At 53.2% G+C, this 17,985-nt stretch carries 16 protein-coding genes and 3 tRNA genes; 6 read left to right on the forward strand and 13 right to left on the reverse strand.

The genetic code is table 11. From position 1 onward, the window contains the following. Positions 1-44 precede the first annotated feature (44 nt). From ftsH to HMPREF9156_RS0103855, 5 genes are read right to left on the reverse strand one after another with little or no spacing between them, the layout of a single operon-like run. Positions 45-2,639 carry an ATP-dependent zinc metalloprotease FtsH gene (ftsH, locus tag HMPREF9156_RS0103835; RefSeq protein ID WP_007147478.1) on the reverse strand — a complete coding sequence of 865 codons (2,595 nt, stop codon included), beginning with the start codon at positions 2,637-2,639 and terminating at the stop codon, positions 45-47. After that, positions 2,636-3,202 carry a hypoxanthine phosphoribosyltransferase gene (gene hpt, locus HMPREF9156_RS0103840; RefSeq protein WP_017147473.1) on the reverse strand — a complete coding sequence of 189 codons (567 nt, stop codon included), beginning with the start codon at positions 3,200-3,202 and terminating at the stop codon, positions 2,636-2,638. Before hpt ends, ftsH begins: the two co-directional genes overlap by 4 nt. Positions 3,203-3,259: 57 nt before the next feature. After that, complete coding sequence (gene tilS / locus HMPREF9156_RS0103845) at positions 3,260-4,534, reverse strand: tRNA lysidine(34) synthetase TilS (RefSeq protein WP_007147480.1); 1,275 nt, start codon at positions 4,532-4,534, stop codon at positions 3,260-3,262. Positions 4,535-4,540: 6 nt separating this feature from the next. After that, complete coding sequence (locus tag HMPREF9156_RS0103850) at positions 4,541-5,791, reverse strand: glycosyltransferase family 2 protein (protein WP_007147481.1); 1,251 nt, start codon at positions 5,789-5,791, stop codon at positions 4,541-4,543. Continuing rightward, positions 5,791-7,452, reverse strand: a complete 1,662-nt coding sequence (locus tag HMPREF9156_RS0103855) for an AI-2E family transporter (protein WP_231198061.1) — start codon at positions 7,450-7,452, stop codon at positions 5,791-5,793. The genes HMPREF9156_RS0103850 and HMPREF9156_RS0103855 overlap by 1 nt, the downstream gene beginning before the upstream one ends. A gap of 179 nt (positions 7,453-7,631) precedes the next feature. Between HMPREF9156_RS0103855 and HMPREF9156_RS0103860 the strand changes: the two genes are divergently transcribed. Next, the gene (locus HMPREF9156_RS0103860; protein WP_007147483.1) at positions 7,632-8,531 is read left to right on the forward strand and encodes a glycosyltransferase family 2 protein; all 900 of its coding nucleotides are present in this window, start codon (positions 7,632-7,634) and stop codon (positions 8,529-8,531) included. Between the two features lie 61 nt (positions 8,532-8,592). Here the strand turns inward: HMPREF9156_RS0103860 and HMPREF9156_RS0103865 are convergent, their stop codons facing one another. Continuing rightward, positions 8,593-9,165, reverse strand: a complete 573-nt coding sequence (locus HMPREF9156_RS0103865) for a TetR/AcrR family transcriptional regulator (RefSeq protein ID WP_007147484.1) — start codon at positions 9,163-9,165, stop codon at positions 8,593-8,595. A 129-nt stretch (positions 9,166-9,294) separates the two neighbouring features. On the opposite strand from HMPREF9156_RS0103865, the gene HMPREF9156_RS0103870 reads away from it, so the two are divergent. Beyond that, positions 9,295-9,804: an HXXEE domain-containing protein gene (locus tag HMPREF9156_RS0103870; protein ID WP_007147485.1), complete on the forward strand. Its 510-nt coding sequence runs from the start codon at positions 9,295-9,297 to the stop codon at positions 9,802-9,804. A 6-nt stretch (positions 9,805-9,810) separates the two neighbouring features. Here HMPREF9156_RS0103870 and HMPREF9156_RS0103875 read toward each other — a convergent pair. Continuing rightward, positions 9,811-9,882, reverse strand: a tRNA-Glu gene (locus HMPREF9156_RS0103875). Between the two features lie 132 nt (positions 9,883-10,014). Next, positions 10,015-10,881, reverse strand: a complete 867-nt coding sequence (gene trmB / locus HMPREF9156_RS0103880) for a tRNA (guanosine(46)-N7)-methyltransferase TrmB (RefSeq protein WP_007147486.1) — start codon at positions 10,879-10,881, stop codon at positions 10,015-10,017. 110 nt (positions 10,882-10,991) lie between these two features. Between trmB and galE the strand changes: the two genes are divergently transcribed. The 3 genes from galE (at position 10,992) to HMPREF9156_RS0103895 (ending at position 12,271) form a co-directional block, all read left to right on the forward strand. Further along, entirely contained in the window at positions 10,992-12,002 is a 1,011-nt protein-coding gene (gene galE / locus HMPREF9156_RS0103885; RefSeq protein ID WP_007147487.1) for a UDP-glucose 4-epimerase GalE, read from the forward strand. Between the two features lie 78 nt (positions 12,003-12,080). Further along, positions 12,081-12,154 (forward strand) — tRNA-Asp (locus tag HMPREF9156_RS0103890). Positions 12,155-12,198: 44 nt separating this feature from the next. Next, positions 12,199-12,271: transfer RNA gene (locus HMPREF9156_RS0103895), tRNA-Phe, on the forward strand. A 461-nt stretch (positions 12,272-12,732) separates the two neighbouring features. Here HMPREF9156_RS0103895 and HMPREF9156_RS0103905 read toward each other — a convergent pair. From HMPREF9156_RS0103905 to HMPREF9156_RS0103915, 3 genes are all read right to left on the reverse strand, one after another. Then, positions 12,733-13,260 carry a low molecular weight protein-tyrosine-phosphatase gene (locus HMPREF9156_RS0103905; protein WP_007147488.1) on the reverse strand — a complete coding sequence of 176 codons (528 nt, stop codon included), beginning with the start codon at positions 13,258-13,260 and terminating at the stop codon, positions 12,733-12,735. Positions 13,261-13,421: 161 nt separating this feature from the next. Next, complete coding sequence (locus tag HMPREF9156_RS0103910; RefSeq protein WP_007147489.1) at positions 13,422-14,117, reverse strand: dihydrofolate reductase; 696 nt, start codon at positions 14,115-14,117, stop codon at positions 13,422-13,424. Positions 14,118-14,192: 75 nt separating this feature from the next. After that, complete coding sequence (locus HMPREF9156_RS0103915; RefSeq protein ID WP_029246354.1) at positions 14,193-15,068, reverse strand: thymidylate synthase; 876 nt, start codon at positions 15,066-15,068, stop codon at positions 14,193-14,195. A gap of 205 nt (positions 15,069-15,273) precedes the next feature. Between HMPREF9156_RS0103915 and HMPREF9156_RS0103925 the strand changes: the two genes are divergently transcribed. Continuing rightward, positions 15,274-15,684 carry an OsmC family protein gene (locus HMPREF9156_RS0103925; protein ID WP_007147492.1) on the forward strand — a complete coding sequence of 137 codons (411 nt, stop codon included), beginning with the start codon at positions 15,274-15,276 and terminating at the stop codon, positions 15,682-15,684. A gap of 20 nt (positions 15,685-15,704) precedes the next feature. On the opposite strand, the gene HMPREF9156_RS0103930 is transcribed toward HMPREF9156_RS0103925, so the two are convergent. Together HMPREF9156_RS0103930 and HMPREF9156_RS0103935 are read right to left on the reverse strand one after the other, a co-directional pair. Beyond that, positions 15,705-16,781, reverse strand: a complete 1,077-nt coding sequence (locus tag HMPREF9156_RS0103930) for a universal stress protein (protein WP_007147493.1) — start codon at positions 16,779-16,781, stop codon at positions 15,705-15,707. Positions 16,782-16,883: 102 nt separating this feature from the next. Beyond that, positions 16,884-17,975: a CHAP domain-containing protein gene (locus HMPREF9156_RS0103935; protein WP_007147494.1), complete on the reverse strand. Its 1,092-nt coding sequence runs from the start codon at positions 17,973-17,975 to the stop codon at positions 16,884-16,886. Positions 17,976-17,985 lie beyond the last annotated feature (10 nt).

Consider the following 17,985-nt stretch of genomic DNA (forward strand, 5'->3'; position numbering starts at 1 on the left):
TTCTAATATCCTCATACAGCTACAGACCAAGCAGCAGTTCACAGTTACCTGGTAGGCTGTTGCCCGCCTTCTTCGGATGCACCGCTTTCCCGGTTTTCCGGATCATGCTGCTGGGTATCCGGATAGGGGCCATCCCCATTATTCCCGTTATCCCCGTTATTATCGGGCTGGGCTTCCCCTGCCTGCTGCTGGCTCCCCCATGGTGCCTGGCCTGGCTGAGGCAGAGGCGGCATCTGGAGTGATGGAGCCGGCTGCACAGGTGTACCGGCCCCTGTATTGGGGTATTGCCCATCCTGGACAGGAGCCTGCCCCTGCATCGATCCCCCTCCTGGAAGCTGCTGACCCTGACCCTGCTGCCCCTGAGCCGGGTCCTGGAATCCCTGTACCCCCTGGGCATGGCCTGCAGACGGCTCCGTCCCCTGTGCAGGGGCAGGGGTATCCGTACCTGCACCGTTGCTGCTGCCATCAGTGCCGGCACTGCCTGAAGTAGCATCTACAGCAACTGAACTCCGCAAGTTCTCAGGGATGGGGACGGGAGGCAAATCTGAATCAGGGCGGCTGCTGTCTGAAAGCCACAGCTCCCGTTCCGGAGCCTTCTTCAAGCCCTTGAACACTTCATCAAGCTCTTCACGGTTGAGGGTCTCCTTGACCAGCAGCTGGCGGACAAGCTCATCAAGTACATCACGGTTCTCGGAAATGATTTTCCACGCCTCCGTGTGCGCTGTTTCAATAAGCTGGCGGACTTCTTCATCAATAGTGCGCGCGGTCTCGTCAGAGAGACGCCTGTCCTTGAGGTCTTCCAGGCCGCCTTCCTGCTGGCTGTCTTCCCATTTCACAGATCCCAGCTTCGAAGAGAAACCATACTCCAGTACCATTGCGCGTGCTATCTGCGTGGCATGCTCAATATCATTGGAAGCCCCTGTACTGGGATCGTGGAAAACCACTTCTTCAGCGGCACGCCCGCCCATCGCATAAGCCAGCTGGTCGAGAAGCTCATTGCGCGTCTGGGAATAACGGTCTTCTGTAGGCATAACAGCTGTGTATCCAAGCGCACGCCCGCGCGGAAGGATAGTCACTTTAGTGACAGGGTCTGTATGGTGCAGAGCAGCCGCAACCATAGCATGCCCGCCCTCATGGTACGCGGTGTTGCGCAGCTCGCGCAGCGCCATGCCGTTCGACCTGCGCCGCGGGCCGGACATCACACGGTCGATCGCCTCATCGATAGCCCTGTTGTCGATAAGGTCCGCGTTGGAACGGGCTGTAAGCAAAGCAGCTTCATTAAGCACATTTGCCAGATCGGCACCGGTAAAACCGGGGGTGCGTACGGCAACTGTATGCAGATCAACATCAGGGACAAAAGGCTTGCCCTTGGCATGGACTTTCAGGATCGCTTCACGCCCGGCAAGATCAGGGGCCTCCACGGCTACCTGGCGGTCGAAACGCCCCGGGCGCATAAGCGCAGGATCCAGGACATCCGGCCGGTTGGTGGCAGCGATAACGATCAGGTCTGTATCGTTCTTGAAACCGTCCATTTCCACCAGAAGCTGGTTGAGGGTCTGTTCACGCTCATCCACTCCGCCTGAAGCGCTTGAACCGCGGCGGCGTCCAACAGCATCGATCTCATCAATGAAGATGATCGCGGGCGCAGTCTTCTTGGCTTCCTCGAACAGGTCACGGACACGCGAAGCTCCAAGCCCCACAAACATCTCAACGAAATCTGATCCGGCCATGGAATAGAACGGCGCCCCCGCCTCGCCTGCGATTGCACGGGCCAGAAGGGTTTTACCCGTACCCGGCTGCCCGTACAGGAGCACGCCCCGCGGTATCCGAGCCCCGAGCTTGCGGTATTTGCCCGGGTCCTTCAGGAAATCACGTATCTCTTCAACTTCCTGGACGGCAGCCTCTTCACCCGCAACATCGGAGAACCTCGTCTGCGGCACTTCGCCTTCAAGCAGTTTTTTATTCTTAGGGCTTCCCAGACCAAACATCTCGCCTGTCCCGTCGCCCATCCTTCTGAACAGCCACCACATGGCGACAAACAGAAGGACAAGCGGGAGGACACTTGTAATAAGGACAGCCCAGAAATTATTTTCCGTTACCGTTGTGGAATCAAACCCGTGCTGTGCTTTCGCATTCTGCACGATGTCCAGTATCTGCTGCGTCTGACCGCTGACAAAATAGAACTTGACGGTTTTCCCGTAATTCTTGTTCCTGATACTTCTGTCAGGTGAATTAGGGTTATAAACGTTAACTTTATAGTCCTGGTCAAGCCATATCTCAACATTCGGCGATATCCCGTTGGATACTTTTACATACCGTATAGTATATTTCGGAGCATTTTTTGAAGTACCTTTAGCAGATTTCCCCTGAAGGAGGGCTATCCCCTGCTCGGTAGTGATAACAGGGGTATTCCTGTTGTTCCGGTTGACAAAAAAGAAAACCCCCGCTACAAGGACTGCCAGCATCAGTACCCAGATAACAGTATTCCTCCACCATGGGCGCCCGGCATTAGGACCGTTCCCCTTATTCCCATTGGGGTTGCTGCTGTTGCCCTGCCCGTCCCCCTTATCAGCCGGGTCCTGCTGGAATGGGTTTCCTGATAACGGGTTGCGGCGCTGCGGATCACGTCCGTAAGTCATGCGCATTCTCCTTCTATGTATACCGATGGTTTAAGCACTGCTATGGAATTAAGGTTACGGTAATACTCGTTATAATCCAGGCCATATCCCACAACAAATTTATCGGGGATCTCAAACCCCCTGTATTTAACATCAACATGATATTTCCTGCGTGCAGGCTTCTCCAGCATCGCAAAGATCTCGACAGACGCTGCACCGCGCCTGTTCAGTTCCCCCACAAGCCAGTTCAGAGTGTATCCGGAATCCACAATATCTTCGACTATCAGCACATGACGGCCTGCCACATCAGTAGTCAGGTCTTCGCGTACGGTGATCTTCCCGCTCGATTCTGTCCCGGAACCATAACTTGATAAGCTCATATAGTCGATTTCAAGGGGGATGCTCATAGCCTGGGAAAAAGTAACCATAACGTTGGCAGCACCTTTGAGCACCGCTATAAGGAGCGGATTTTTCCCTTCATAATCACGGCTTACGGCGGCAGCCACATCAACTATCCTTCTCTCAAGAGCATCATGCGATATCAGTTCTTCATCAATATCGTCTTGTATGTCTTTGATTTGCATAGGTATTATTCTGTCATAAATGAATGACGTTAGAAACGGCTTTCGCTGAAAGGTTCCTTAGGTTTTATCCAAAGTTCTGCGATTTTTTCCGATAATATATATCCAGAAACGCTTATCACGGGTTTTTGCTGCGAAAACATCGGCCCCATATGGATGTCCGTTTTCTGCCGATATCCGCGGGAAGGGACCCGAAACCCGTTTATACGCCAGGAAATCATCATATTCTGATACGAGTTTCTCCACAGGGTGGATCCCCCAGGATTCCAGAATTTTTATGAGGATGCGCGACCGTATAGCCGGATGCAGGCTGCTGTAGCCCAGCAGCTCGTAGACGGAAATATCTGCCCGGCTTTCCAGCCCATATTGCCGGAGGTATCCCCCAAGTGCCGCAAGATCCTGGGGGCTGCAGCCATCCTGCGTATCAGCTCCGCCTGCTCCGCCTGCCCCGCCAGCCCGGACCAGCCGGTGCCCGTCCCATACTGCAGGATATTCACGGACCGACTGCCTGTATGCCGCTGCAGCATGGCTGTCGATATAATCACGGTCCTGCCGGTTGACGTCTGTATAGTGCGACCAGAGGCCCGAAATATCTTTCCTCGCAAAACCGGCCAGATACGGCATAAGGTCCTGCCGGATACGGGATCTCAACGGGAACTGCCCGCTGCTGAGCTCATCAGGGGACAGCGCTTCGGCATTTGTGGGATCATCCCACCATGAAATGCCCGCGTTTTCGCATATGCGGGTAGTATCCTGCCGGGCCAGGCCTTTGAGGAAGGGCCGCAGGAATGTAACACCGCCTTTTTCAATGCTGGAGGGCATCCCGGCAAGCGCTGAAACAGTTGGTGCCCTTAGCAGCCCGATGGCAACCGTCTCCGCCTGGTCCGTGGATGTATGGGCAAGCAGCACTACAGCAGAGCTGTGCTTATGGGCTGCAGCGATAAGCTCATCGAACCGCGCATCCCGGGCATCAGACTCCTCCCCTAAGCCCGTAGCCTGCACCTGGGCATCAGCAATGATCACCGGGTCCAGGCCCAGTTCCGTGCACTGCCGGGCTGCAGTGCACGCTGCCTGAGCGGAGCCTTCCTGAAGATGGTGGTCTACGACCACCGCACCGCACCGCACGCCAATGCTGGAGCAGACGATACGGGAAATATAAGCCAGCGCCATGGAATCGCGCCCGCCTGAACATGCCACCAGGACCAGAGGGGAATCAGCGTGCGGAGTGTGGTTCCCATGCTCACGGAATTCGCCGGACTGCAGGGTGACGCCGCTGTTCCCCAGAGCCTCACGGACAAGGCCGACAGCACGTTTTATCTCTGCGGAATATACCATGGCATCCTACTTATCCTCTTTGCCTGCCGCACCTGTACCTTTATGCGTAATAGGCTTCCACTGGGACTTGGAGAAAATCGCCACGAAGGAGATAGGGACATAGCTGAGCATAAACCAGGGGAAGCTCAGGCAGTAGGCGACAAGCTCCCGGTTTGTAGCGTTGATCTTTTTCCGTTCAAGGATGCAGACGAAAACCGCCAGGACTGTGAACCCGACCACTGTGCCGACCAGCGACACCCAGTATGTCGAGAAATTCGCCAGCTGGCTTTCCCACGATACATACCCAAGTGCAGCGTAAAGGATGCTGAGGGCAAACCTGATCAGGGAGATCACCATGAAGGGGCAGATAATAAGCGTCAGATCCATTGCAGACAGGTCGCGTTCACGGATCGACCAGCGGATCATGCTCAGCCCGTAGTACCGGAACACCTGAAGGAACCCTTTGCTCCAGCGCACCCTCTGGTTCCAGCTCTGTTTGAAGGATGCGGGCTGTTCGTCATAGAACACAGCTGTTGAGCAATATCCAATGTGGTCTCCGCTTAAGATGCAGTCCATGGTAAATTCCACATCTTCGGTCAGCAGATGGAATTTCCAGCCGGCATTGCGTTCCATGATTTTTTTTGAAAACATAAAACCGGTGCCGCCGATCCAGCCGTTATTCCCCAGGATAGAGCGTCCGGCATTCAGCAGGCGGGACTGGAAGATGAACCATAGTGCCGAACCGGCAGATACCCAGTTCTCCGCAAGGTTCGTGGAATTCCTGTAGCTGGTAACGGCATCATAACCCTGCTGGAAAGCATTGTTCATTTCTTCAATGTACTTCGGATCAAGAAGGTTATCGGCATCAAAAATAAAGTACGCATCATAAATATCGCTGAACTTCCTGTCGCGCATATAGTTGAACAGGAATTTCAATGCGTATCCCTTGCCCACCTGCTCCTGGTTGAACCTTTCAAGTACGCGGCATCCCAGGCCCCGGCACACATCAGCCGTATCATCCGTGCAGTTATCGGCGACGACCCATATATCTACAAGCTCTGAGGGGTATGTCTGTTTATGCAGGGACCCTATAAGGTTGCCGATGACCTGCGACTCATTCCGCGCTGAAATCAGGACCGCATAATGTTTATCCTGCGGTGCAGCTGCATACTTCTGCGGTTTGCCGAAAAACCCGGCAATAAAGTAAAGCACCTGATACCCGAAGCTCAGTATGCCAAGGATAAGGATAACAACATCAAGGAATTGCAGAAGGACCATTATTTCCACTGCCCCCGGGCGCCCCTGCCTCTGGAACGCTTATGCTGCTGCCTGCGGCTCCCTGTACCAGTTTTGGTACCAACTGCTTTTCCGGTATCTTTTCCGTCAGCTTCATCCTGGCCTTTACCGGTAGCGCTGCCAAGCACGTTACTGCTGACAGGGACTACTGCGGGCTGTTCGTCATCATCGTCCGGTCCCTGCGCGCCAATAACAGGCCGCTTGCCCGATCCTCCTCTGCCATACCCTGCACTGCCCTTCTGCGGGATAGCAACTGTTTCTGATGCATCTTCCTCTTCGGAAGTACGGTACGTGGCCGGATCCTGCTCCCCTGCGCGCCTTCGCAGGTCAGCAACACTGTCAGCCATAATATTTGCGGATGAGCCCCGGGAACTGCGCGGCATATGTTCAGCGATCGGCTGTATTACATTCTTTTCGATCATTTCAGCCCCGGAGACAATACCGGATTTTTTCACCGGCCTAGGATCATCAAGCAGATCAGAATCTATGAGGTCATAGCTGCGCGTATACGCGCTCAGAAGGGCCTGGAGGCTTGCAGTTATAGGCAGTGCAAGGAATGCGCCCAAAGCGCCGAACAGCCCGCCGAAGAAGAATACTGACAGGAATGCTATAGCCGGATTGATATCCATCGTATCTTTTGAGATACGCGGCGACAGGATCATATTCTCAATCTGCTGGTACACCGTTATGTAGATCAGCAGATAGACTGCATACGGCCAGCCGTTGGTGCTCCATGCCGAGACCATAGGGACTACAGCACCGATATATGTGCCGATAGTAGGGATAAACTGTGATACAAGCCCGCAGAAGATCGACAGCGGCAGCCAGTACGGGATCTTCAGGATGATCATAAAGATTGCCAGGAAAGTCCCGTTCAGGATAGCAAGGATGAACCGGCTGTACAGGTAATTCGATATCTGGGTCTGTACCGTGGTCCATACAACAATGAATTTACGCTGGGATTTACGGGGAATCCACTTGCACAGGCCCCTTCTCATCTTAGGGCCTGCAGCACAGATATAGTATGTGACCAGAAGGATCGTCAGGACTGCGAACAGCCCGGAAATAAGCGAAGAAACGGTAGAGTAAGCCCGGGTCAGGTATTCCTGCATGCCGTTCGTATTGAAGAACGACATAATGCTGGAACTCAGATCCTTGATCTCCGGAAGACGGTACCCCGACATATCCAAAATACTCTGACGGATATTCCTGTACGTATCGGGAAGCCCCTCGATCATTGTTGTAAGCTGCTGTACAAGAAGCACGCCAAACATCGAGAAAAAAACTGCGCACAGCACCACAAAACCTATAAGCACAACGCCTGCGGCTGCACCACGCCTCCACCCATGCCTGATAAGCCGCAGGATCAGAGGCTCCAGTGCCAGCGCAATAAAAAGCGCTACGATAACGTAAAAAACGACATTTTCGATTTTGGGCCATGAATTCCACACAAAGATAGCAAGATAAACTGCGATCACTGCATACAGCAATGCGCGCCCCAGCCACTCAGGAGGCCTGCGCGGATCGCCCTTCGACGGGAAGATCGTAGCAAGGTCAATGCGCCGGATGGCGCTTGTATCAGAAATATTTACTGTCCTGCTGCCATCATTACTGTTATTGTTCCCCGGCTGATCACTGCTCATATCTGTACCTTTTGCCAGCTCCTGTCCAATGTGCGTGCTTTTATAACTGCCCCTATTATCGCACAGGCGATAGAACGATACTGCATAATCGTACAGAGTATATCCGGGATACAGAACACTTGGGGATAAAACGGCAGACGGGATCATCCCATGGCATATATCTGCTTATAATGGAATCCATGACCTCAGTTTCAATAATTATTCCTGCATGGAACGAATCTGACCGTATTGCGCAGTGCCTGCTCAATGCTACGGCGCAGACGGTCCCTGCCCATGAAGTTATTGTTGTTGACAATAAGTCAACCGACGGTACCGGCCAGATTGTTGAACAGTTCATAAAAGACAACCCTCACAGCAATGTGGTCCTGCTCCATCAGGATGAAGAGCAGGGGCTGATACCGACCCGCAACGCCGGTTTCACTTATGCAACGGGGGATGTGCTCGGACGTTTTGATGCCGACTGCATGATAAAGCCTGACTGGGTAGAAGTGGTCAGCAAGCTCTTTGAAGAGAACCCTGAGGCCATGGGCGCCACGGGTCCCTGCACTTATTATGATATGCCGGGGAAAAATATCAGCCTTGCCGGGGATAATTCCATCCGTAAGCGCATCTATATCGCCGACGGCAAACGACAACTGCTGTACGGCTCAAATATGGCCATCCGCAGGTCGGCATGGGAAGCGATAAAAGGCGAAGTATGCCGAGATAAGGAAGATATCATGCATGAAGATATCGATATTTCCCTGCACATGTTCGACCATGATTTCGAGACTGTATACAGCCCCAGTATGATCGTAGCCTGCAGCGCGCGCCGTATGGATACCGAGCTGTCATCGTTCCTCGCTTATATGAAGCGCTTCAAGAATACTTTCGCGGCGCATCCCCGGCACTGGCGCGAAAAACGGCCCGAATACACGCTGACTGCGCTGTATCCGGCGATCCGTGCCTTCTACTCCACCTATCAGAAGCATCTGGAACGGCATGATATTGACCCTGCGGAAGAAATGTGGATCAAAGAATGGATCGAACTTGCCGAAAAAGACAAGATGGAATTCCCCGGGCAGGTGCTCAACCCTTAGCCCAGGCCATCGGCATCACCGCCCATGCCGGGCATGCCGATGTACACGCCCGCCGTACCGTTTATGCCTGTCGGGTTACCGGGCCCCTATCGCCAATATACTGTGTATAAAATCTCAGCTCACGCAAAATCCTGTGCGTGATATCTGAGGCTTCCAGCTTCATCCCGCCTTCCAGCCAGTAGAGGAGGACTGTCCATGTCCCGCCGATAACGATCAAGTTGACACAAGTCTCGTCTACGCCATGGATCCCATGCCAAGGAAGACTGGAACCGGGCAGGGCCCTGAGGAATTTCTTTCTCTGTACATCGAAAACCATATCCAGAAGATGGTGCCGCTTCAGAAGGCCGATATACTTCCTCCGCTCTTTCCAGAATGTAAAATACAGTACCAGCAGGCTTTCAAAATCCATTACCCCCTGCCGCCTGACTTCAGCCAGATAACTGTCCAGCAGCCACTCCACAAAGAATTCGACCACAGAATATTTATCTGTAAAATGGCGATAGAACGTATTGCGGGATACATGGGCATGGGCTGTGATCTCAGAAACAGTCAAAGCGCTGAAATCATCACTTTCCATTAACCGGAGGAGCGCTTCTGTTATCCGGATCTTGGACTGGTATACCCGGCTGTCCATTTTTCTCCTTATTCCGCTGACACACTATCCGCTGATCTGTACCTTTTCCCGAAATCCGCTTGCTGCTGCATGGCCCGCTTTCTATAGTATAAACGAATTCCGTTATATAAGTTCAGGAGGAAATAAATTATGCTGATCCTATTCCATTATTGGAGCTTGCCTATACTGTTCCTGCTCCACGATTTTGAAGAAATGATTTTTATGCCGTTATGGAAAAAGAGGACAAAATTCATTTCCCTGAAAGAAACGAAAATCGGCAGCTTCTTTGGGAAAGTTACCGACGGCTCCGCATTCAGCGTAGGGGTACTGGAAGAGTTCACCGTACTCCTCCTAGTCTCGGCGTTCTGCGAGCTGAACCATAATAGCAGGCTTTACCTCAGCTTCTGCATCGCATACATGCTCCATTTCATTATGCATTACACGATGTGCTTACGGTTCAAAGGATATGTCCCCGGAGTTGTGACAGTTACCGTACAGCTTCCTGTTATGCTGCTTCTTATTTCCCATTACTGGACAATGGACTGGCTGACGCTGACCTATTTTGGTGCCGCTATGCTTATTGCCTACACTAACCTGTATGTTATGCACCGCATTATGCCCCATATCCAGCGGATCCTTGCACGCTATGCGCAAGGGTGAAACCGGTACCCCCGAGGAGAGTCGAACTCCTGTTGTCAGATTGAAAGTCTGGTGTCCTAACCGTTAGACGACGGGGGCGCACTTGATACAGGATATACGCAGGTGTAGATTTACGCAAATAGGGCGCGTCCCGGTATTCCGCAGCCGGCACGGCCCGGAAGCCGGGGTACGCACCCCAGCCTGGCAGCGCGCCGACACTGCGCCGCCAGGCTATTCGTATCCAGATATCCCATGGCGTGCATGGAACGTAAAATCATGGATCGTCCGGCCCGCTGCGAGACCTTTCTTTTCAAAATTTGTGAGTATCCTGCCCTCGAAACGGTGGGATTCCTGGAAATCGGCATGCTCAAGCAAGTACGCCCTGTCAGCGTTCCCCTTGCTGACATGCTCCACCGGGAGGCTGACCGTCAGGGTGCCTGTATTCGTGAAGTCATCCCTGTGATCCATAACCTCATGGATATGCAAAGCATAATCGTCAATATCCGTAGCGATCCTCCACATACAGCCGTCTTCCAGAGCAGTACCTACCGAATGCGCAAACTTCCCCTGGATAAGGCGGCGCTTATGGTGTTTTGTCTTCGGCCAGGGATCAGGGAAAAATGTCCATACTTCCCTGACTGTGCCCGGCTGCACTGCCGCAAAGAACTCGGGGGCATTGACCTGCGCAACCTTAACATTCGTCAGCCCGTTTTTCCCCCCAAGCAGCATTGTGTGGGCCACGCCAGGCTTATAGACCTCTAAGGCAAGGTAATTATTATCCGGATGGGACAGCGCGGCAGCAGTGATATTCTCGCCCTGGCCTGAGCCTACTTCTACTATGAGCGGGTTGCTGTTCTTCCAAATCCTGCTTATGGAACTGCGGGAGAATACGAATCCCCGCGGCATGCCCAAATCATATTCTGTTTCGCCAAAATCACTAAAATCCAGAAGGAAACTGTCCGCATAATCATCCCATGCATTCTGCAGGCGCCTGTCCAGGTGTGAAGAGCGACGCACGAAAGAAACTATCGATCTGGTATGATGCCCCTTCCCGCTGCCGCCGTCCGGCAGGCCTGCAGAGGACGTAAAATCTGTCATAAAGGATATTGTAAGGGCGGGCGTGAATCACGCATACCCTTCCTCACCCCGAGATATGTGCTCCGAGTTATGATAGTGGCGGCAATAGAAGCTCACAGATTGGAAGAAAAATGACAGTCCTTGTTACAGGCGGATGCGGATATATAGGTGCCCATGTCGTACATGCATTGCACCAGGCTAAAGATGAAGCAGTCGTTGTTGACGACCTCAGCTACGGGAAGCCCGACCGGATCGAAGGTGCACGCCTCTATGGCATGGATATTTCCGCCGCAGGGGCTGATAAACGTATGGCAGAGATCATGCGCGAGCATAATGTGGATACGGTTATCCATTTCGCTGCCCGCAAGCAGGTGGGCGAATCCGTTGAAAAACCTCTGTGGTACTATCAGCAGAATATCAACGGGATGCTCAATGTACTCCAGGCGATGAAAGATTCCGGGGCACAGAAGCTCGTTTTCTCAAGCTCAGCGGCGACCTATGGCGTACCGCCTGTAGATGTTGTCCCTGAAGATGTTATCCCTATGATCCCTATCAACCCTTACGGGCAGACGAAGCTTTTCGGCGAGTGGATGGGGCGCGCCTGCGCCAGCGCTTTCGGCATCCGCTTCTGTGCGCTGCGCTATTTCAACGTTGCGGGATGCGGCCCTGCAGAGCTTGAGGACCCGGCGATTCTTAACCTTGTGCCTATGGTATTTGACCGTTTGAAGAAGGGGCTTGCCCCGGCGATTTTCGGGGATGATTACCCTACCCCCGACGGCACCTGTGTCCGGGACTACATACACGTGTCCGACCTGGCCGATGCCCATGTGGCGGCTATGCGCTATCTTGACCGCGACGAACGTGCGTACGACGCATTCAACGTCGGTACAGGCAAAGGCACATCTGTGCGCGAGATCGTTGATGAAGTCAAGAAAGTGACAGGGCTGCCTTTTACCGAGACCGTCAAAGAACGCCGCGCAGGCGACCCTCCGCATCTTATCGGTTCCCCTGAGCGTATCAATACTGAAATGGGATGGTATGCCCAGCACGATGTGCACGATATTGTAGAGTCGGCATGGCAGGCGTGGCAGGCCAACCCTGACCATCATATTGACGTTGATGCATGGAAACAGGTGGGCTGAAGCTCCTGCAACATGCCGATGCTTGCACTTGACCAACCGTTCATGTAATATTTCTACTCGGTTGCGAAATGCAGCTGTGGCTCCGTAGCTCAGTTGGTTAGAGCGCCGCCCTGTCACGGCGGAGGTCGCCGGTTCAAGTCCGGTCGGAGTCGCTTGGAGCAGGACCCGGTTTCTCCGGGTTTTTTTGACGCTCCATGGCTCTGTAGCTCAGTTGGTAGAGCGTACGACTGAAAATCGTGAGGTCAGCGGATCGATACCGCTCGGAGCCACAGCACATGAAAGGGCCCTGCGCATGCGGGGCCCTTTCATTTTTGTTTTATATCCAGCTGGTATATCCTGAGACAGCTGCTCACACAAAATCCTATATAAACACCGCTGCGGGCGCAGGCACTGTCCTTGGCACATGTCTGACAGCAACCTCATGGTGGTAAAACACGCAGATACAAAAACAGGAATTGTGGAAAAATGCGGAATTGTATTTTGTATCTGCGTGTTTTACCACCAGGGTCTGCAGACAATCATATACACTCACTATTTTTCATCATAAACAGTAAAGGCTGTCCAGCACGTCACCGAACAGCCTTACAAAATATCAAAATACAGTACAGTATACGGTTACAGAATCTCTCTCCAGCCGGTACCTCTGCACAGATATCTGACTCCGCTCCCCGATATCCGTATTAAGAGGACACGGAGGACCGCCGGAATATCGCCTGACGGTTGATTCATGTCAGTTTGTATTCGCCTGCAGCCGTCGTCTGATCCAGCCGACGATATACGGTGCAGCAGTTTCGATCTGGTCCATAGCGGTTTCAAAATCTTCAGGACCGCCGTACCATGGGTCAGCAAGGTCAATAGTCTCCTCATTCCCGGCTTCCGGCTGAGGAAGCTTCGGGTCAAAAGAACGGTACATATGGACTTTCCCCGCATCGCCAGACGGTATCTGACGCAGCAGCGACCGCATATGCGCTGCGGTCATGGGCAGGAACAGATCCGTGCTCCTAATCTCATCAGCAGTGATCCGATGAGCGTAATGGCTGCCGGGCAGGCCATACCCCCGCTCACGGAGCACACGCCGGGCACGGGGATCTATAGGGTTCCCCTGTTCCTCAGAACTGACTCCGCTGGAACGGACTTCCACGGAACCGTCCAATCCGGCATCAGCAACATATTTGCGCAGCACTATCTCTGCCATAGGAGACCGGCAGATATTCCCTGTACATACTGTCATCACTGTATATTTTCCGTCAGTCGGCATATCTTGTTTCCCCCCTTACAGGAACTCCTTTACAGGAACCCGCAAACTGCTATTAGCAGCTCAGCCCCGCAGGGCACTGTTGCGCTGCCCTGCCCATTTACTCTGGCCTGGGCTATTTTCTATTTTATTTGGCTATTGCAACCCTGTGCCCGGCAGCACCATCATTCAGCAGCATACCTGGAATCATTACGGTGCAGTGTCCGGAAACGGTACCGCGGGATATCCCCCTGCCCCGACGGGACCATCCAGCCGCTGTCAGAAACCACTTCGAATACGCCGCGCTGCAGCAGGTCGTCAATATCCGGAGCAAAAGCATCCGCTTCAACAGCAACATCAATATCTGTTATATAGATATTATCTGCACGATAGATAAGGCCGTTGTACAGTTGTGCCCCGCCGATAGCCCAAATCTCCCCCCGCAATATGCCGTCATCCGGGATCGCCGGCTGAGACGCCATATGCAGCGCCTCATCAATACTGTCCACTACAGACGCTCCAGGGGCCTTATATCCCATATCCCGCGAAACTACGATATTATCACGCTGGGAAAGCGGCCTGTACTGCGGATCGATCGACTCCCACGTCCTGCGCCCCATGATGACAGGATGCAGGACAGTAAGCTCTTTGAAATGCTGGAGATCCTCTTTCAGATGCCACGGTATAGCACCACGCGCACCAATTGCGCCGGGCTGCCCCAGCTGCGAATATGCCTGAGCCCAAATCAGATTGAGCTTCGGCACCGTATCAATACCGCCCTCTTCGGGCTCTTCATCGTCCCATGCATCGTCAGAAAACTCTGGCCCGTCTGGCTCGGGCCTGGGTTGGTGGTAACCGCTGCGGCTACTATCATGCTCCATAATGGACATACTCCTTTTTGCTACTCACATCATCATACACTACACGGGCTATTACAGCAGCAGTACCAGGCCCGCCTAAACCGCTACAGGTGCTGAGATCTTAGGATGATGCACATAATTGATAACGTGGAAATCCCCGTATGCATACTCCCCGATCGAAGGGGCTTTGTCGATCTCCAGAGTGGGATACGGATACGGTTCGCGCCCAAGCTGCTCAAGGAACTGCTCAACATGGTTGTCGTAAATATGGCAGTCCCCGCCGGTCCAGACAAATTCCCCGGGCTCCAGATCCGCCTGCTGGGCCATCATGCATGTAAGCAGAGAATAAGAAGCAATATTGAAAGGCACTCCAAGGAACATGTCTGCCGAACGCTGATAGAGCTGGCAGCTGAGTTTCCCGTCAGCAACATAGAACTGGAAAAGCGCATGGCAGGGGGGCAAAGCCATATACTCGACTTCTGCAGGGTTCCACGCCGAAACGACCATCCGCCGGGAATCAGGATGGTCCCTGATGAGCTCAAGGACATTGGCGATCTGGTCGATAGTCCGCTTAGGGTCTTCCTGCGTCGGTGCAGGCCAGCTGCGCCACTGTACGCCGTAGACTGGCCCAAGCTCGCCGGTCTCCGGGTCTGCCCACTCATCCCAGATATGGACATTGTTCTCCTGGAGCCAGCGCACATTGCTCGACCCCCGCAGGAACCACAGCAGCTCGTACGCTACGCCTTTGAAATACACAGATTTGGTAGTTATCATGGGGAATGAATCCTGCAGATCGAAACGCATCTGCTTCCCAAAGAGTGAGATCGTCCCCGTGCCCGTGCGGTCAGATTTCAGAGTACCGGTCATAAGTATTTCACGCGCCAAGTCTTCATACGGGGTTGGAATACTGCTTTCGGGACGAGCCGGGACACGTCTGCGGATAGCGTCAAGCTGTTCTTGGGTCAATGCCATACCTTTTATATTAGGAATAAGGCTTAACAATTTTTGTGTAATGGGTCCGCGCATACTCCTGCCGCTTAGTCCGCGCCTTTTCTGACATGCATACGGTATCCTGTAGGTATTGCCCGTCGCGGCCTCCGCCTGTGTATAATTTACGCGCGGTGCGGATGCCGGAGTACGGCAGCATAATTCCATCCGCTACTGGAAATGAGGTAAAATGGCTCGTTTATGGGTTGAACGCAAAGAAGACGGAACATGGGTAGGCCATAAGGATGATAAGGCGGAAATCGTTTTCGGGCATGGGGACGGGCTTTTTACACCCGGCGACCTGCTGAAAATCGCGCTGGCAGGATGCGGCGGCCTGTCCAGCCAGTTTGCCGTAGAATCCGCTCTCGGCGAGAATAAAGGCGCACGCGTGATCGTTGACGGCACGTATGATCCAGACTCAGACGCCTATATCAATTTCAGCGAACAGTTAGTAGTCGATGCAGCAGATGCACATCTGAGCGACGAGGACGCGCAGAAGCTCAAGGAACGCATCAGGCGTCACGTAGACAAAAGCTGCACAGTTATGCACACCCTGAACGAAGCGCCCTCTACACGGCTTGACATTACTATACGCCGTTAAGGCCTGAAGGCCTGGTGCCGTCAGGGCCTGTCCGGGGGATCAATGATATCGGACAGGCCCTTCGCAGTATTATCATCAGCCTGGGATATCGAGACTTCCTGGATGCCCTTAACGCTTTCGAGAGGGACTTCCGGCACATTTTCAGCAGTCTGCGCAATCCCCTCTTCCGATTCGGATTTAGCCGACTCAACATATTTGCGCGGGACAACATAGACGGGCCCTACCGCATGCTGGATAAGCCCCTGGCTTACTGAGCCGAATATCAGGCCTGTAAAACCGCCTCGCCCGCGGGAACCTACCACAACGACATCATTATCCTTGCTGGCCTGTGTCAGTGCCTCAATAGCAGAACCTTCCACTACCGATTCAGTAATGTTCAGGTTGGGGTATTTCCTGTGCAGGGGGCGTATGCTGGACCGCAGGTCTTCAAGATACGATTCCATAACAGAATTCTGCTCCGAATTGTCGATCCCGCTGGCACCGGTGCCGGTCATACTGGTCAGGTTCGGCACAGCTGAAAGCACTGTAAGCATAGCCCCCCAGTGATCCGCAAATTCAGCAGCAGTTTCGATAGCCTTAACACCCCACCTGGATTCGTCAGCCCCAACGACAACACGCCTGATCCTGTTATTCAGATGCATCACTTTGCCGCTGTCATCAGTGTATGGGATAACTACAACCGGGCAGTACGCAGCAGCGGGAAGGCTTGAACTCGTAGTGCCCAGCATGCGCTCGGCAAGTCCGCCCTTACCCCTGTTCCCAATAACGATCAGATTATAATTATGCGACAGCTCAACAAAAACGCTTGCCGTATCACCCGTGACAATAAGCGTTGTTGCCTGCACACCCTGCTCATCAGCGATCGCCTTAGCCTTAGCGAGGATAGTCTGGGCATCATTATGTGCAGCTTTATCATCACCCATTGAAGTATAGGTAACATCAAAAGATACCGCAGCATAGCTCGGCAATGAATATGCACACACGATATGAAGGGTCAGCCCTGCATGATGCGCATAATTTGCAGCCCACCATACGGCCTTATAGCTGGCATCGGACCCATCCACCCCTACAAGGATCGCTTTATCATACTTAGCCATAATTCCTCCTTTGGAACAATTCTGATAAAGGCCATACTTCTATTGTATACTCTTTACCTTATACCTGTATGGGAATTATGCCTTTGCCCCGTACACTGCCTGTCAGCTGTGGATGAACTGGAAACGCCCTGGATTCTGGAGCGTCCTGGAAGCGATGCGTCCATGGAGTTTTGCACCGCTTTCCGAAATCGTGATCGTCCCATTGGAATTCACAGACTCAACGATCCCGACATGGCCGTACCGGGAACTGGAACCTTCGTTCCCGCGGGCAAAGACTATAACATCGCCTACCTGGGGGTTATTGTCTACTGAATATCCCAGAGCCTTAGCCGATGCCGCCCACTGTGCCGCATCCCCGAAATGAGACCCGACCGGCAGGCCCAGCTGATGCCTGCGGATATAAGCCCACCATGTGCACTGGGAGAAAGCGTAAGCATTGCCCGAGTCCCCCGTGGGATGGCTGACATGGATCGTAGAGGCAAACGGCGCGCTGGCGCTGTATAAAGTATTCGTTGTATAGGTAGCCCATGAATCCGAACCGGAACGTGCAATGCCGGCCAGCTGGTCACGGGTCTGGGGGGTCTGATGCGTCTGTGCAACTTTAGCCTGCTGGTTATCAATACTGACTTGGTCAGTATCAACATTGAAAGCGTTAGCCTCAAGGCTCCAGTCTGATTCTTTGCTTTCGCTGACGGACTCTTCTTCGCTGTACAGCGAGGTACGTCCCGAACCGCGGCTTACAGCATTCCCGCTATTCGGATCAGCCTCATATATCTGTGAAGCCAGTGCCCTGTTCTGCAGCCCCTGGCCTGCTGCAGAAGCGTAAATAGAACCAAGGGTACCTGCAAGGAGTGTTACCGCACTGGCCATCATAAAATGTGCTTTGCGGTTGGATTGCTGTGCCATCCTGCGCATTGCCTTGCGTGTTGCAGGGGCATTATTAAGCTCCTTTATCAGTGCAGCATTAAGCTGCCTGCTTACCGTCGGCGTAAGGGCAACACTGGTGCTGCGGGAGCTCCCCGGCAGCAATGAAGGGACTACGGCATGCGCCCCACGGCCTGAACGGCCTTTTTTCTCCGGTATATGCCTGGAGTTTATATTCTGAGCTATATGCCTGCCTGCGTCACGCTTCACTACACCCTTATTACGTGCAGTTCTGCGCGACGAATGTACTGCGTGTACACCACCTGGCATATATGACTCC

It is taken from the genome of Scardovia wiggsiae F0424, assembly GCF_000269605.1.
Classification (GTDB): Bacteria; Actinomycetota; Actinomycetes; order Actinomycetales; family Bifidobacteriaceae; genus Scardovia; species Scardovia wiggsiae.

Excerpts from the sequence above, each read along its gene's own strand:
- ftsH (WP_007147478.1), bottom strand. The coding sequence starts at position 2,639 with ATGACTTACGGACGTGATCCGCAGCGCCGCAACCCGTTATCAGGAAAC.
- hpt (WP_017147473.1), bottom strand. The coding sequence starts at position 3,202 with ATGCAAATCAAAGACATACAAGACGATATTGATGAAGAACTGATATCG.
- tilS (WP_007147480.1), bottom strand. The coding sequence starts at position 4,534 with ATGGTATATTCCGCAGAGATAAAACGTGCTGTCGGCCTTGTCCGTGAG.
- HMPREF9156_RS0103850 (WP_007147481.1), bottom strand. The coding sequence starts at position 5,791 with ATGGTCCTTCTGCAATTCCTTGATGTTGTTATCCTTATCCTTGGCATA.
- HMPREF9156_RS0103855 (WP_231198061.1), bottom strand. The coding sequence starts at position 7,452 with ATGAGCAGTGATCAGCCGGGGAACAATAACAGTAATGATGGCAGCAGG.
- HMPREF9156_RS0103860 (WP_007147483.1), top strand. The coding sequence starts at position 7,632 with ATGACCTCAGTTTCAATAATTATTCCTGCATGGAACGAATCTGACCGT.
- HMPREF9156_RS0103865 (WP_007147484.1), bottom strand. The coding sequence starts at position 9,165 with ATGGACAGCCGGGTATACCAGTCCAAGATCCGGATAACAGAAGCGCTC.
- HMPREF9156_RS0103870 (WP_007147485.1), top strand. The coding sequence starts at position 9,295 with ATGCTGATCCTATTCCATTATTGGAGCTTGCCTATACTGTTCCTGCTC.
- trmB (WP_007147486.1), bottom strand. The coding sequence starts at position 10,881 with ATGACAGATTTTACGTCCTCTGCAGGCCTGCCGGACGGCGGCAGCGGG.
- galE (WP_007147487.1), top strand. The coding sequence starts at position 10,992 with ATGACAGTCCTTGTTACAGGCGGATGCGGATATATAGGTGCCCATGTC.
- HMPREF9156_RS0103905 (WP_007147488.1), bottom strand. The coding sequence starts at position 13,260 with ATGCCGACTGACGGAAAATATACAGTGATGACAGTATGTACAGGGAAT.
- HMPREF9156_RS0103910 (WP_007147489.1), bottom strand. The coding sequence starts at position 14,117 with ATGGAGCATGATAGTAGCCGCAGCGGTTACCACCAACCCAGGCCCGAG.
- HMPREF9156_RS0103915 (WP_029246354.1), bottom strand. The coding sequence starts at position 15,068 with ATGGCATTGACCCAAGAACAGCTTGACGCTATCCGCAGACGTGTCCCG.
- HMPREF9156_RS0103925 (WP_007147492.1), top strand. The coding sequence starts at position 15,274 with ATGGCTCGTTTATGGGTTGAACGCAAAGAAGACGGAACATGGGTAGGC.
- HMPREF9156_RS0103930 (WP_007147493.1), bottom strand. The coding sequence starts at position 16,781 with ATGGCTAAGTATGATAAAGCGATCCTTGTAGGGGTGGATGGGTCCGAT.
- HMPREF9156_RS0103935 (WP_007147494.1), bottom strand. The coding sequence starts at position 17,975 with ATGCCAGGTGGTGTACACGCAGTACATTCGTCGCGCAGAACTGCACGT.